This window comes from Actinomadura sp. 7K507 (assembly GCF_004348425.1).
Taxonomy (GTDB): Bacteria; Actinomycetota; Actinomycetes; order Streptosporangiales; family Streptosporangiaceae; genus Spirillospora.
On sequence record NZ_SMKK01000067.1, the window covers coordinates 1 to 13,556 of the forward strand.

15 protein-coding genes are annotated in these 13,556 nt (G+C 73.2%); 11 read left to right on the plus strand and 4 right to left on the minus strand.

The features are described from left to right. Nucleotides 1-78: 78 nt before the first annotated feature. Genes E1285_RS17120 through E1285_RS17160 form a run of 9 tightly spaced genes read left to right on the plus strand, consistent with a single transcriptional unit; the run spans nucleotide 79 to nucleotide 8,491 of the window. Nucleotides 79-1,698, plus strand: coding sequence for a nitrilase-related carbon-nitrogen hydrolase (locus tag E1285_RS17120; protein ID WP_132153146.1), 1,620 nt, complete (start codon nucleotides 79-81; stop codon nucleotides 1,696-1,698). Further along, complete coding sequence (locus E1285_RS17125) at nucleotides 1,695-2,498, plus strand: oxidoreductase (protein WP_132153147.1); 804 nt, start codon at nucleotides 1,695-1,697, stop codon at nucleotides 2,496-2,498. Before E1285_RS17120 ends, E1285_RS17125 begins: the two co-directional genes overlap by 4 nt. An 11-nt stretch (nucleotides 2,499-2,509) precedes the next feature. Further along, nucleotides 2,510-3,454, plus strand: coding sequence for an alpha/beta hydrolase (locus E1285_RS17130; protein ID WP_132153149.1), 945 nt, complete (start codon nucleotides 2,510-2,512; stop codon nucleotides 3,452-3,454). Between the two features lie 9 nt (nucleotides 3,455-3,463). Further along, entirely contained in the window at nucleotides 3,464-4,684 is a 1,221-nt protein-coding gene (locus E1285_RS17135; RefSeq protein WP_132153151.1) for an aromatic ring-hydroxylating dioxygenase subunit alpha, read from the plus strand. Further along, nucleotides 4,681-5,412, plus strand: a complete 732-nt coding sequence (locus E1285_RS17140; protein WP_243722846.1) for a hypothetical protein — start codon at nucleotides 4,681-4,683, stop codon at nucleotides 5,410-5,412. The genes E1285_RS17135 and E1285_RS17140 overlap by 4 nt, the downstream gene beginning before the upstream one ends. After that, entirely contained in the window at nucleotides 5,405-6,355 is a 951-nt protein-coding gene (locus E1285_RS17145; protein WP_132153153.1) for a hypothetical protein, read from the plus strand. The genes E1285_RS17140 and E1285_RS17145 overlap by 8 nt, the downstream gene beginning before the upstream one ends. Then, nucleotides 6,352-7,140, plus strand: coding sequence for an SDR family oxidoreductase (locus E1285_RS17150; RefSeq protein WP_132153155.1), 789 nt, complete (start codon nucleotides 6,352-6,354; stop codon nucleotides 7,138-7,140). The genes E1285_RS17145 and E1285_RS17150 overlap by 4 nt, the downstream gene beginning before the upstream one ends. Beyond that, entirely contained in the window at nucleotides 7,137-7,751 is a 615-nt protein-coding gene (locus E1285_RS17155; protein ID WP_132153157.1) for a hypothetical protein, read from the plus strand. Before E1285_RS17150 ends, E1285_RS17155 begins: the two co-directional genes overlap by 4 nt. Next, complete coding sequence (locus tag E1285_RS17160; RefSeq protein ID WP_132153159.1) at nucleotides 7,748-8,491, plus strand: arylmalonate decarboxylase; 744 nt, start codon at nucleotides 7,748-7,750, stop codon at nucleotides 8,489-8,491. The genes E1285_RS17155 and E1285_RS17160 overlap by 4 nt, the downstream gene beginning before the upstream one ends. A gap of 45 nt (nucleotides 8,492-8,536) precedes the next feature. Here E1285_RS17160 and E1285_RS17165 read toward each other — a convergent pair whose 3' ends face one another. The 3 genes from E1285_RS17165 to E1285_RS17175 form a co-directional block, all read right to left on the minus strand. Continuing rightward, entirely contained in the window at nucleotides 8,537-9,325 is a 789-nt protein-coding gene (locus E1285_RS17165) for an SCO1664 family protein (RefSeq protein ID WP_132153161.1), read from the minus strand. A 120-nt stretch (nucleotides 9,326-9,445) separates the two neighbouring features. Next, entirely contained in the window at nucleotides 9,446-9,994 is a 549-nt protein-coding gene (locus E1285_RS17170) for a DUF3090 domain-containing protein (RefSeq protein ID WP_132153163.1), read from the minus strand. A 10-nt stretch (nucleotides 9,995-10,004) separates the two neighbouring features. Next, entirely contained in the window at nucleotides 10,005-10,718 is a 714-nt protein-coding gene (locus E1285_RS17175; RefSeq protein ID WP_132153165.1) for a histidine phosphatase family protein, read from the minus strand. 63 nt (nucleotides 10,719-10,781) lie between these two features. On the opposite strand from E1285_RS17175, the gene corA reads away from it, so the two are divergent. Further along, complete coding sequence (gene corA, locus E1285_RS17180) at nucleotides 10,782-11,762, plus strand: magnesium/cobalt transporter CorA (protein WP_132153167.1); 981 nt, start codon at nucleotides 10,782-10,784, stop codon at nucleotides 11,760-11,762. Here the strand turns inward: corA and E1285_RS17185 are convergent. After that, nucleotides 11,759-12,427 carry a hypothetical protein gene (locus E1285_RS17185; RefSeq protein ID WP_207946633.1) on the minus strand — a complete coding sequence of 223 codons (669 nt, stop codon included), beginning with the start codon at nucleotides 12,425-12,427 and terminating at the stop codon, nucleotides 11,759-11,761. The two genes, corA and E1285_RS17185, sit on opposite strands and share 4 nt — an antisense overlap. A 130-nt stretch (nucleotides 12,428-12,557) precedes the next feature. On the opposite strand from E1285_RS17185, the gene E1285_RS17190 reads away from it, so the two are divergent. Next, entirely contained in the window at nucleotides 12,558-13,508 is a 951-nt protein-coding gene (locus E1285_RS17190) for an aldo/keto reductase (protein WP_132153169.1), read from the plus strand. The last annotated feature ends 48 nt before the right edge of the window (nucleotides 13,509-13,556 follow it).

Here is a 13,556-nt window from a genome sequence, read left to right on the forward strand (position 1 = left end):
GCGCTACGTCTGGCGGCGGACCGCGCCGCGACGGTACAGTTTGGAAACAGCGTTTCGCCAGTGGAACCAGGAGGCGGCATGGGTCCGGTCAAGGGTCCGGTCCGGGTGGCCGCCGTCCAGTTCGCGACCGGCCGGGACGCCGGCGCGAACCTGGACGCCTGCCTGCGGATGATCGACGAGGCGGCCGGCGCCGGCGCGCGCCTCATCGTCCTGCCGGAGTTCTGCAACCGCATCTCCTGGTACGACGACCGCGCCGCGGCGGAACGCGCCGCCTGCACGCCCGACGGCCCGTTCCTGGCCGCCGTCGCCGCCCGCGCCGCCGCGCACCGCGCCCACATCAAGATCAACGTGACGCTCGCCGCCGGCGGGCGGGTGACGGTCGCCAGCCTCCTCTACGGCCCGGACGGGGCCCTGCTCGGCCGCGCCGACAAGCTCGTCCTGATGGGCGCCGAGGGCGACCACCTCGACGCCGGCACCGCCGCCGGGCCCGTGATCGACACCCCGCACGGCCGGGTCGGCATGTACGCGTGCATGGAGGGCGTCACCAGCGAGGTACCCCGCGACCTGGCCGTCCGGGGCGCGCAGCTGCTGCTCAACAGCCTCAACTCGTTCGCCCTGGACGAGGCGAGCCTGCACATCCCGGTGCGGGCCGCCGAGAACCGCGTGTGGGTGGTGGCGGCCAACAAGGTCGGCCCGCTGCTTCCGGAGGAGGCGCTGCCCGCCATCGCCGCGCGGCTCGGCGTCCCCGCCGGCCTGCTGGACGGCGCGGGCGAGAGCCAGATCGTCGCCCCCGACGGCACCGTCGTGGCCAAGGCGCCGCGCACCGGCGAGGCGGTCGTCGTCGCCGACATCGACCCCGCGCTCGCCGACGACAAGGTCCGCCCGGACGGGACGGACCTGTTCGCCGCGCGCCGGCCCGCCCTCTACGCGCCGATCACCGCCCCGCCCGTCCCGCGTTCCGCGCCCGCCGGGGCCGCGAAGCTCAACGCCGCCGTGGTCCGCTCCCCCGGCCTGGTGGCCGAGGCGGTCCGGGCGGGCGCCGAGCTGGTCGTCCTGCCCGAGCTGGCGTTCGGCGCCGCGGCCCGCCCCGCCGGCGCCATCGCCGCGCTAGCCGAGGCCGTGCGCGGCACCGCCGCCCACGCGGTGACCACCGTGCGGGACGGCGACGGCGGCCACGCGGCGTACCTGGTGGGCGCGGACGGCCTCGCGGGACGCCAGCCCCGGCTGCACGGCGGCGCCGGCGAGAAGCTGGAGATCTTCACGCTTCCCTGGGGGCGGCTCGCGCTCATCGCCGGCGACGACGCGCTGTTCCCCGAGACGTTCCGGCTCGCCGCCATCGCCGACGCCGACGTCGCCGCGGTCCCGTTCACCCCCCTCGAACCGTGGGAGACCGCGCTCGGCCTGCCCGAGCGGTCCGCCGAGAACCGGCTGAACGTCGTCGCGTCCGGCCCGGACGGCGGGCTGATCCTGGCCCTGCCCGCCGACTTCACGCTTTGGACGTCCTGGGACGGCCCCTTCGAGGGACGCATCAGCCATCCCCTGGTCAACCAGGCGGGAGGGCCGGTCACCATCGCCGGCGTCCACCCCGCCCAGGCCGTCAACCGGCTCGTCTCCAAGAACACCGACCTGGTCGGCGGGCGGCCCGCGCACGCGGTCGCCGCGCTGGCCGCAGACGCACCGAGCGGAGCGCCCCGTTGAAGGAAACCCTGCAGCACGTCGAGCAGATGCTCGACGAATCCCCCACCGTGGACGTCACCGAGACCTTCCAGCGGTTCGACGCGATCCTGGACGCGCTCAAGGCGAAGATCGACGCGAGGTTCGAGACGACCCGCGACCCGTCCACGGAGGCGCTGGAGACCTACGGCACCTACCCGGACGGGCCGGGCGGGACCCTCGCCGCCTACAGCGGCCCGGAGGTCGACTGGATGGTGCGCTCCTGGCTCGGCAACCCGGCCGCGAGCTTCGCCAACCTGCACCTGACCGTGTGGCTCGGCCCCCACGTCCGGGTGCCGCACCTCGGCATCGCGCTGCTGGTCTGGCCGGAGGGCTGGTTCTACCTCGACTCGGTGCCGCGCACCAACCTCCTCAGCGACGGCGAGTACTACGACCGGTACTACGAGCCGCTCAACGAGCAGTGGCTGGCCGTCCGCGAGCAGAACCCCGGCTTCGAGTGGTTCACCAGCCGCGCCGGGTTCATCCGGGCGAGCCTGTCGCCGACCGCGCACTGCTACTCCTTCCCGCGCGCGGAGAAGAACATCGACCTCGTCGGGCGGCTGCTGGACGAGCACGTGGACCGCTGGCTCGGCTGGGTGGACGAGGCCGAGACCGTCCCCGAGGCCGAGCGCCCGGCGCTGGCCGCGACCGACCTGGCGATCCGCCGCAACATCGCCGAGCGCGACCCCGCCAACGTCATGGGCGTCCGCTACTTCGGGCAGGAGACCACCGACCTCCTCGTCCGCGGCCTGTGGGGCGGCGACCGGAAGCTGCCGCGCCCATGAACGCCCCGTCCATGAGCACGCTCCCCATGAACGTCCGGTCCCTGTGGTGGTCCGCGGCGAGCGGCGGCAGCCCCCCGTTCGGCACCTCCCACCTGAAGGTCTACTACCCGGCGCGGGCGGAGGGCACCGACGCCGAACGGCTCTCCGGGCAGATCCCGCCCGACCCCGCCGGCGCGCCCTACCCGGTGGTCGTGTTCTGCTCCGGAGTCAACGTCGAGCAGGCCGTGTACCGGCCGCTCGCCGCCGCCATCGCGGCCGCGGGCTTCGTCGTGGTGACGTTCGACCGCGTCGCCGAACTGTTCGGCGGCCAGGTCGGGCTCACCCCGGGCGTCGACCTCGACGCGGCGCGCCCGGACGCCTACGGCACCCGCCCCACCTGCCCGGCGCTGCCCGCCGTCATCGGCGCGCTGGAGGAGATCGGCCTGCTCAAGGGCGTCCTCGACCTCGACCGGATCGCCCTCGGCGGGCACTCGGCGGGCGGCACCGTGGTGCTGCAGTCGGCCCGGTTCCTGCCCGGCGTCCGGGCCTGCTTCGCCTACGGCGCCCACACGATGGTCGCCACCATGCTGGGGTGGCCCGCCGGAACCGTGCTGCCCGCGCAGGTGGACTGCCCGGTGCTGCTCGGCGCCGGCACCCGGGACGGCGTGATCATGGGCAGCAGCGACCGGTACGGGCAGGACGCCGCCGCCGACCCGATCACGCGCACCTTCACCGAGGCCCTCTCCGGCCCGGACGACATGCTCGCCCTGCTGAAGGGCGCCAACCACTTCGCCATCGCGGACCCCGTCGACCCGACGGCGGCCCGCGCCTTCCTCGACCTGGAGGCCGAGACCGACCCCGCCGCGGCCCGCGGCGCCTTCACGGACCTCACCGTCGCGTTCCTCCGCGCCCACCTGCGCGGCGAGGACGTGGCGCCGTCCGCCGACCCGGCGCACATCGACCTGCGGCGCCGATAGGGAGCCGACATGCTGAAGAACTTCTGGTACGCGGTGGAGTTCGCCGACGCCGTCACCCGCACCCCCAAGCGGGTCACGTGCCTCGGCCAGGACTTCGTCATCTACCGCAAGCGCGACGGCGCCGTGGTCTGCCTGTCGGACCTGTGCGCGCACCGCGGCGCGGCGCTGTCGAGGGGCACGCTGGTCGACGACCAGATCGCCTGCCCCTACCACGGCTGGCGGTACGACCCGGCGGGCGCCTGCACGCTGATCCCGGCCAACCCCGAGGGTCGCGGCATCCCGAAGAAGGCCCGCGTCGACTCCTACCCGGTCCGGGAGGAGTACGGGATGATCTGGGCGTTCCTCGGCGACCTGCCCGAGGACGAGAGGCCCCCGATCCCGCACTTCCCCGAGCACGACGACCCGTCGTTCGCCCGGGTGGACGTCGAGATGGTGATCGAGGCCAACTACGAGCGGACGTTCGAGAACGTCGTGGACGCCTCGCACACGCCGTTCGTGCACGGCACCCGGTTCGGAAACCCGGACAAGCCGGAGATCCCCGACTACGAGATCACCCAGGACGACTGGTCGGCCGTGGCCGACATCAAGCTCAGCCCGCCGCCCGCCCGGGGCCTGTGGAAGCGCCTCTACAAGAAGGACGGGCCCAGCGAGCTGGTGGTGACCAACGGCTGGTACCTGCCGAACATCGTCAAGCTGCACGTGCGGCTGCCGTTCGGCGACATGATCCTCTACGACCACAACATCCCGCTGAGCCGGGACCGCACCCTGATCAAGATCGTCGGCTACCGCAACTTCTTCACCGGGAAGTGGGCCGACCGCGACTCCCGCCGCCGCATCGCGAGCATCCTGCTCCAGGACAAGCCGGTGGTGGAGAGCCAGCGCCCCGAGCTGCTGCCCTACGACCTGCCCGCCGAGCTGCACCTGCGCAGCGACTCCCTCCAGGTCGCCTACCGGCGGCGCCGGCAGCAGCTGATGGCCGACGGGTGGTGGATCGGCGACGAGGACATGATGTCCGACCCCGGCCCGCGCAAGAGCGCCACCGTCATCGCCTCCCCCGCCCGCCGCGAGAACCCGGAGCTGGCACGGGCCTGGATGCACAAAGCGCGGGGCGCGGAGACACGCGGCGCGGACCCCGCGGCCGCGGAGACGTCCAACGGGACGGTGCACGAAGCGCCCGCCGAGGAGACCGCGGCGGCCGCGAAAACGACCGGCGAAGGAGAAGACAAGTGACGGCGTCCCTGCCCAGGGCACTGAGCGAACGGACCATGGCGGCGCTGTCCGGCGTCGAGGAGCTGACCCCGGTCACCGTGCGGGAACTGACGAGCCCGATGTCCCCCGGCCCCGTCGGCGAGCTGGAGGTCCTGCGCGGCGAGCGGATCGCCAAGGTCGTCCGCATCGGCCTGACGGTCGAGCAGATCGGCATGGACAGCCACATGATCTTCGCGTTCGCCCCGGCGGACTCGGCCGTCCCGCACTTCACGCTCGACTCGGTCATGGCGGGCGGCTACCTCGCCTACCACATCGACCTCGTCCAGCGCGCCGACCTGGCGTGCCACCTGGAGTACACCAACGCGGTCTACCAGCCGCTCACCCCCGCGTTCGAGGAGGTCCGGGAGCGGTTCGGGCCGTCCACCGCCGCGATCGGCCCCCGCCAGCACGCGATGATGTCGCCCTGGATGCTGGTGAACAGGGCCGACGAGGAGCACTTCGCCGCGATCGGCGAGTACCTCGACCGGTATTTCGAGCACTGGCGCGGCCTGGTCGACAAGGGCCTGCCCGCCGACGTCGTGGCGACCCTCGCCGACACCGACCTGGCCGCGCGCGACGAGCGCAGCCGCGCGAACCTGTTCAGCCCCGAGGTCGACCCGGTCTGGGCCAACGTGACGCGGCTGCTCGGCGACGAGCAGTCCGAGGCGCTGCGCGGCGAACTTCTGACGAACGAGGTGCAGGGTGGCTGAACCGAGCGAGTGGCAGACCCGGATCGCCGGCGAGTGGCACGGCCGCCCGTCGCTGTTCGACGGCACCGGCACCTGGCAGGGGTACGAGGACATCCGCCGGTCGTCGGTGTTCGAGGACGGGACGACCACCTACTACATGGACGGCGGGCTGGAGGGCGGCGGCCCGATGGCCGGCCGGTTCCGGCTGGGCGCGCCGTTCGCGTTCGGGGTGGTCGACTCCGACAGCGACCGCCTCTACACCGGCCCCGACTTCCACGGCACCGGGCAGCCCTACGGCGGCTTCGTCGACGCGCACTACTACGGGCCCGGCTGGCAGGTCGACCTCAACACCTGGAACCACGTGCTGCCCGACGGCGAGACGCAGGTCTACTCGTCCACCCTCTACCAGGGCTGGGCGGTCGTGGGCTGCTTCAACGGCGTCTACCGGCGCAGCACCGACTACGACGCCGACCCCGCGACCAGGGACGCGATCGCCGGGTTCCTGGAGGGTGAGACCCGCAACGGCCCCACCCCCTACATCCTGCCCACCAAGCAGCGCGGCGCCTACTCCGGCACCTGCGAGCTGTGGGGCGCCGACCAGAAGCTCATCGGCGATGTGACCGTGTCGGTGGAGCTGGAACCGCTCGACCTGCTGCGCACCCGCCAGCACGTCACCTGGTCCGGCGCCCTCGACCGCATGTACACGGTCGAGGCGCGGCGGGACGGCTTCCGGCACTTCTACGAGGGACCGGACGCCTGGGGCAACGCGATCTCCTTCGGCCGGGCCAACTACCCCAGCCTGCACTTCACCGACGTGTGGAAGGCCAAGGGCCGCGAATTCATGATCGACGCCGCGCCGGGGATGACCGCCGGCGAGACGCTCACCGTCGCGTACGAGCTCTTCGAGGGCAACGTGCTGACGTGCGTCCTGCACGGCGTCCTGACCTGGGAGGCCGCCCAGTGACCACGCGCGAGACCACGGTCGTCATCACGGGCGGGACGCGGGGCATCGGCCTCGGCCTGGCGCGGGAGTTCCTCGCCCGGGACGCGCGGGTCGCGATCTGCGGCCGGTCCCGCGAAGGGGTCGACAAGGCCGTCGCCGAACTCGGGGACGGCGCGTCCGGCACGGTCTGCGACGTCGCCGACCGCGACCAGGTGCAGGCCCTGTGGGACTGGGCCGCCGCCGGACTCGGCCGCGTCGACCACTGGATCAACAACGCCGGCGTCTCCACCTCCCGCCGCCCGCTCGCCGAGACGCCCGCCGGGCAGCTGGAGACCACGGTCGCCGTCAACTTCCTCGGCGTCCTGCACGGCAGCGCGGTCGCGGTCGCGGGCATGACCGCGCAGGGCGGCGGGACGGTCTGGAACATGGCCGGCCTCGGCAGCGACGGCCGCACCGTCCCCGGCCTGGTCGGATACGGGGCGACCAAGCGCGGCACCGACTACCTCACCACCGGGCTGGCCAAGGAGGTCAAGGGCGGCCCGGTGAAGGTCGCGCACCTGTCCCCCGGCATGGTCGTCACCGACCTGCTGCTCAAGGACTACTCCCCCGAGGAGCTGGAGAAGGCCAAGAAGGTCTTCAACATCCTCGCCGACCGGGTGGAGACCGTGACGCCCTGGCTGGCCGAGAAGATCCTCGCCGGGACCGGGAACGGCGGGAAGGTCGCCTGGCTGACCACCCCCAAGATCATGGGACGGTTCGCCACGGCGAAGTTCCGCAAGCGCGACCTGTTCGCCGAGGCGCCATGACCGACTACCCCGTCTCCCTCGCCGTCGAGGACTTCGTCCCCGTCGCGCTGACCGCGTTCGGGGTGGCGATGCTGCGGCACCGCCACCCCCTCGTCCTGCCGGCGGCGGTCCTGGTCGTGTCGGGCGGCTTCGCCAAGGCGACCTGGAAGCTCATCGTCGCGCTCGACGGCCCCGACATCCAGTGGATGTACCACGCGCTGTTCCCGCTGCTGGCCACCGGCTTCACCCTCCTGGTGTTCGCGCTGACGCGGGGCCGGTGGCGCGCGGCCCTGCCCGTCCCGCTCGCCGCCGCCCTGGCCGCCTCGGCGGCCCTGAGCGACACCTGGCCCGCCATGGTGTGGACGATCGCGGCGGTGACCGCCGTGGCGGTGCTGCTGGCGCTGGACGCCCGCCGCCGCGGCGACCCGCTCGCCGCGTCGCTGTTCGCGCTGTGGCTGGGCGGCCAGTACCTCCTCGGCCCGATGGCGGCGCGGGCCGAGCAGACCATCGCGCTGCAATGGGTCGAGCAGGCCTGCAACACCGTCACCCAGGCGGCCTTCGCGTTCGCCGCCTGGCGGCTCGGCCGGGCCGCGGACGCGAACAAGGAGAAAGAGGAGGCGGTGCCGGCATGACCGACGCACTCGGCTGGCGGCGCAAGTTCGGAGTGATCGCGCCGTCCACCAACACCATCGTGGAACCCGACTTCTACCGGATGGGCGTCCCGGGCGTGACGTCCCACTTCTCCCGCATCCACATCCGCGACCAGAACATGGACGGCGACGCGGGCATGGAGCGCCTGCTGGAGCAGATCCGCGACGAGATCGGCGGCGCCTGCGAGCGGGTCCTGACCTGCGAGCCCGACTACATGGTGATGGGCATGTCCGCCGAGACGTTCTGGGGCGGCGTGGAGGGCAACAAGGAGTTCGTCCGGCAGATCACCGGCATCACCGGGCTGCGGGTGGCGACCGGGGCGGAGGCGTGCGAGCGGGCACTGAACCTGCACGGCGCGCGCCGCATCGGCGTCGTCACCCCCTACCAGCCGGTCGGGGACGAGAACGTCGACCGGTTCTTCACCGAGCTCGGCTTCACCGTCGACCGGATCATCGGCCTGAAATGCCCGACGGCGGTGTCGATCGCCCACGTCGCCGAGGACGAGCTGCGCTCCGCGCTGCGGGAGCTCGCCTCGGGCGAGGTGGACGCGCTCGTCCAGTGCGGCACGAACCTGTCGATGGTCGGCCTCGCCGACGAGGCCGAACGGTGGCTGGGCCTGCCCGTCATCGCCATCAACGCCGCGACCTGGTGGATGGCGCTCCGCGACAACGGCATCGAGGACCGCGTCGAAGGCGCCGGCTCGCTCCTGCGCGATCACTGACCCCGCTCACGGGATCACGGGGTCACAGGATCACGGGGCCACGGGTCACAGGGGCGGCCACGGGATGGCGGGCCAGTCCTCCGGCGGGTAGGGGTGGATCCGGTGCTTGAGCATCAGTTCCACCCGGCGGCGCGTGGCGTCGACCTCGTCGGCGGTGAGGAGCTCGGTCAGGCGGGCGCCGAGGGCGCCGCCGCGGATGCCCTCGTCCACGCGGCCCAGTGCCTCCAGCGCCTCGGAGGTCAGCGGCTTGCCGCGCCACTGCCACAGGACGGTGCGGAGCTTGTAGTCGACGGAGAAGCACACGCCGTGGTCGCAGCCGTAGACGTGGCCGTCGCCGGGCGGCAGCAGGTGCCCGATCTTGCGGTCGGCGTTGTTGACGACGGCGTCGAACACCGCCATGCGGCGGATCGCGTCGTCGTCGGAGCGGGACAGGGCGACCAGGTCGATGTCGGGGTCGGGCTCGACCCACAGCTGCACCATGCCCGGCCCGTACGGGCCGTCGCGGTGCACGGTGGGCGGGACGGTCCCCCAGCCCATGGCCTTGGACACCTCGTACGCGGCGACCTCCCGCTCGGCGAGGGTGCCGTCCGGGAAGTCCCACAGCGGCCGTTCCCCGGCGACGGGCTTGTAGACGCAGGCGCCGGTGAGCCCGTCGAGGTCGACGGAGCAGTAGAGGGTGGCGTTGGACGCCTGGACGAGCCGGCCCTCCACGCTGAGCCGCCCGGACGACAGCAGCTCCTCGGCGGCGGCCACGTCGCGGGGAGGGACCCGGCGTCCGGGCCTGCCCCGCCCGGCGTCGTCTGCGGGCGCCCGGTCCCGGGAGGACTGCGTCATGCGCTCATTCTCCCGGCGGCCCGCTTCTTGATCCAGTACGGCGGGCCCTTTTCGTCCTCACCGGGCCGGGGCGCGGCGCACGCGCGGACGGCCCTGGGGGACGGGTTCGAGGGCGCCATATCAGCCGTGGTATCCGTTCTGGCGCGGGCACACGTGCCCCTCGGCGTCGAGCGGCAGGCCGCACAGCGGGCAGGGCGGGCGCCCCGCGGCCACGACCTTCAGGGCGCGCTCGGCGAACGCGCGGGCCTGCGCGGCGCTGATCCGCACCCGCAGCACCGCGATGGCCGGGTCCTCATCGCCGACCTCGGCGTCCTCCTCGGCCTCGGTGACCTCCTGGGCCTCGATGACGACCTGCTCGTCGTCGGGGTCCCACGCGAGCGCCATCGTGCCGACCTTGAACTCCTCCTCGACCGGCTGGTCGAGGGGGCCGTCGTCCGTGAGCTCCGACGGGGTCGCCGCCGGCACCGGGGCGTCCCCGCCGCTGCGCCGCAGCACCTCGTCCAGCAGCTCCTCGAGCCGCTCGGCCAGCAGCGTCACCTGGAACTTCTCCAGGGCGACGCTGGTGACGCGGCGGCCGGAACGCGCCTGCAGGTAGAAGGCCCGGTCGCCCGGCCGCCCGACGGCGCCCGCGACGAAGCGCTCCGGCGGGTCGTAGGAGATGACGGGCATGACAACGACCCTACGCGCCGCCGCCCACGGGCGCGTCATCCGGGCCGAGTCCGTCTTTCCCGGAACCTTCCTCCGGCGGCTCGGGAACGAGACCGGCCACATCGCCGCCGGTGTCGTTGACGCGGGCGACGAACGGCCGCGTTTCGGTGTACCGGATGACGGTCAGCGAAGCGGGGTCGGCCTGGATCCGCTGGAACTGGTCCAGGTGGAGGCCGAGCGCGTCGGCGACGACCGACTTGATGATGTCGCCGTGGCTGCACACCGCGTAGAGGGCGTCCGGGCCGTGCGCGGCGGCGATCCGCTCGTTCCAGTCGCGGACGGCGGCGACGGCGCGGTGCTGCGCCCCGGCGAGGGACTCGCCGTCCTCGCCGGGGAACCGCGCGGCGCTCGGGTGCGCCTGCACCACCCGCCAGAGGGGCTCCTCGGCCAGTTCCTTGAGGGGACGGCCCGTCCAGTCGCCGTAGCGGACCTCGCCGAACCGCTCGTCCGTCTCGATCTTCTCGATCGGGCGGCCGTGCCCGGCGGCGATCGCCTCGGCGGTCTCGGCGCAGCGTTCCAGGGGGCTGGTCACGATCGCGGCGAGCGGGAGCGGCGCCAGGCGGGCGGCGAGCCGGGTGACCTGCGCGCGGCCGCGTTCGTCGAGCCGGACCCCAGGGGTCCAGCCGGCCAGCACGGGGCCGGTCATCGCGGTCAGGCCATGCCGTACCAGGAGGAGGGTGGTCACAGCGGCCACTCTAGAAGATGACCGGCACCCGACCGGCGGCGGCCACGGCCACGATGCGGAAGAATGCCCCGTGTGATCGTGGACAAGGCCATCTACGCGGGCGGGAAGCGCCACGACATCGACGGCGACATCAGCGACGCCTTCGATCTCGCGCGCGAGAACGGCGAATGCTTCCTGTGGATCGGCCTGTTCGAACCCGACGAGGAGGAGTTCGAGCTCGTCAAGGAGGAGCTGGGGCTGCACCCGCTCGCCGCCGAGGACGCCGTGGCCGCCCACCAGCGGCCCAAGCTGGAACGCTACGACGACACGCTGTTCATCGTGCTGAAGACGATCACCTACGTCGACGAGACGTCCGACATCGAGGTCGGCGAGATCATGCTCTTCCTCGGCCGCGACTTCGTCGTCACCGTCCGGCACGGCGGCGGCAACCCGCTCGGCCCCGTCCGCAAGCGGCTGGAGGACTCGCCCGAGCTGCTCAAGCACGGCGCCACCGCCGTCCTGTACGCGGTGTGCGACGAGGTCGTCGACCAGTACGGCCTCGTCGTCCACGAGGTCGAGGTCGACATCATCGGGCTCGAACGCGCCGTGTTCGACACGGGCGCGCGGGACGTCACCGCCGACATCTACTCCCTCAAGCGGGAGGTCCTGGAGTTCCGGAGCGCCGAGGACCCGCTCGTCCCGGTGATGCAGGAGATCGTGAGGGGCCGCGTCCCCGAGTGCGCCTCCACCCGCGAGTACTTCCGCGACGTCCAGGACCACCTGCTGCGCGTGGACGGGCAGGTCGACGCGCACAACGAGCTGCTCAACAGCGTCCTCACCGCGCATCTCGCGCTGCTCGGCAAGCGGCAGAACGAGGACATGCGCAAGATCTCCGCGTGGGCCGCGATCATCGCGGTGCCGACGGCGATGGCCGGGATCTACGGCATGAACTTCGACCACATGCCCGAGCTGCACTGGACCTTCGGATACCCGCTGGCCCTCGCGGTCATGGCGGTCGTGTGCACGCTGCTGTTCCGCAGGCTCCGCAAGAGCGGCTGGCTCTAGCCGGGCGGCGCGTCATCCGCCGGCGGGGTGCCGCCTGGAGACGCGTCGCCGCCGGGCGCGTCGCCGGCGGACGCGGGGGCGGCCAGCAGCACCGCCCACAGGTGCGACTCGGCGCCCCCCGACTCCAGGCGGCGCCGCAGCCGCTCCACCCCGCCGCGGGTCGGCAGCGCCAGCCAGACCAGCAGCGGGTAGCCGACGACGAATCCGGCGACGAAGACCAGCTCGCTCTGCCCGACCATCGCCAGCGGCAGCCCCAGCAGGATCACGGCCTCGGCCAGCGCGAACCGCAGCAGCACCGCCTGCCGGAACATCAGCAGCGCGGTCCGCGCGGCCGCCGCGGGGCCGGCCCCCGGCGTCATCGCCCGCGGGGTGCGCGGACCGACCGTCATCGCGACCAGCGCCGCGGGCAGCAGCGGAAGGTAGGCCCAGGGCGGGGCGTCCTCGCCGCCCTGCACGATCAGCGGCGTGATCGCCAAGATCAGGACGGGGGCGGCCAGCAGGAAGATCATCATCGCCCGCAGGCGGCCGAGCTCGGTGCCGCCGGCCAGGGAGGCGAGGTAACCGGGGTCGTCGCCCGGTCCCGCGCCGAACACCGGCGCCACGTGCGGCCCGCCGTCGCCGTCCGGCGACTTCGGCGAGTACATCGAGAACGGGGGTGGCGCCATGGGCACGAACTTTAGCCGCGCGGCGGCCCCGGCAATAGATGTCACCAGGATCTTTGCACCGGGCGGGAATCCGCGCGGGCCGATCTCCCGCTTCTCGCGCGGCCCGCGCGGACCGCTACATTGACCGCCTATGAAGGAGCGTCACCTCGGGCGGAGCGGGCTGCTGGTGTCCCGGCTGGGCCTCGGCACCATGACCTGGGGCCAGGACACCGGTCCGGACGAGGCCGCCGCGCAGCTCACCGCGTTCGTCGAGGCCGGGGGCACGCTGGTGGACACCGCCGACGTCTACAACGAGGGCTACGGCGAGCGGATCCTCGGCCACCTGCTCCGCGAGACGGTCGACCGGGACGCCCTCGTCATCGCGACCAAGGCGGCGATCAGGCCGAACGGCCGCTACGACGGGTCCCGCCGGCACCTGCTCCGCGCCCTGGACGCCTCCCTGGACCGGATGGACCTGGAGTACGTCGACCTGTGGCAGCTGCACGTGTACGACCCGGCCACGCCGCTGGAGGAGACGCTGTCGGCGCTGGACGAGGCGGTCGCGTCCGGCCGGGCCCGCTACGTCGGGGTGTCGAACTACGCGGGCTGGCAGGTGTCCAAGGCCGCCGCCTGGCAGCGGGCGTGGCCGGGCCGCGCCCCGATCGTGTCCGCGCAGCTGGAGTACTCGCTGCTGCGCCGCGACGTCGAGCGCGAGGTCGCGCCCGCGGCGCTGGACGCCGGGGCGGGGCTGCTGCCGTGCTCGCCGCTCGGCCGCGGGGTGCTCACCGGCAAGTACCGCACCGGCATCCCCGCCGGGTCGCGCGCCGCCGCCCCGCACTTCTCCGAGTTCGTCCAGCCCTACCTCGACGACGAGTGCGCCCGGATCGTGGAGTCGGTGGTGACCGCCGCCGAGGGCCTCGGCCGCTCCCCCCTCGCCGTCGCGCTCGCGTGGGTCCGCGACCGGGCGGGGGTGGCCGCGCCGATCGTCGGCGCCCGGACGGTCGCGCAGCTCGGCGCCATTCTGGACAGCGAGGACCTGACGCTGCCGAACGAGATCCGCGGCGCGCTGGACGACGTCTCCGACACCGCGTCCGGCCCGTGACACCCTCGGGACGTTCCACCGCCAACCGTGTTCAGCCGCGACGGGAAG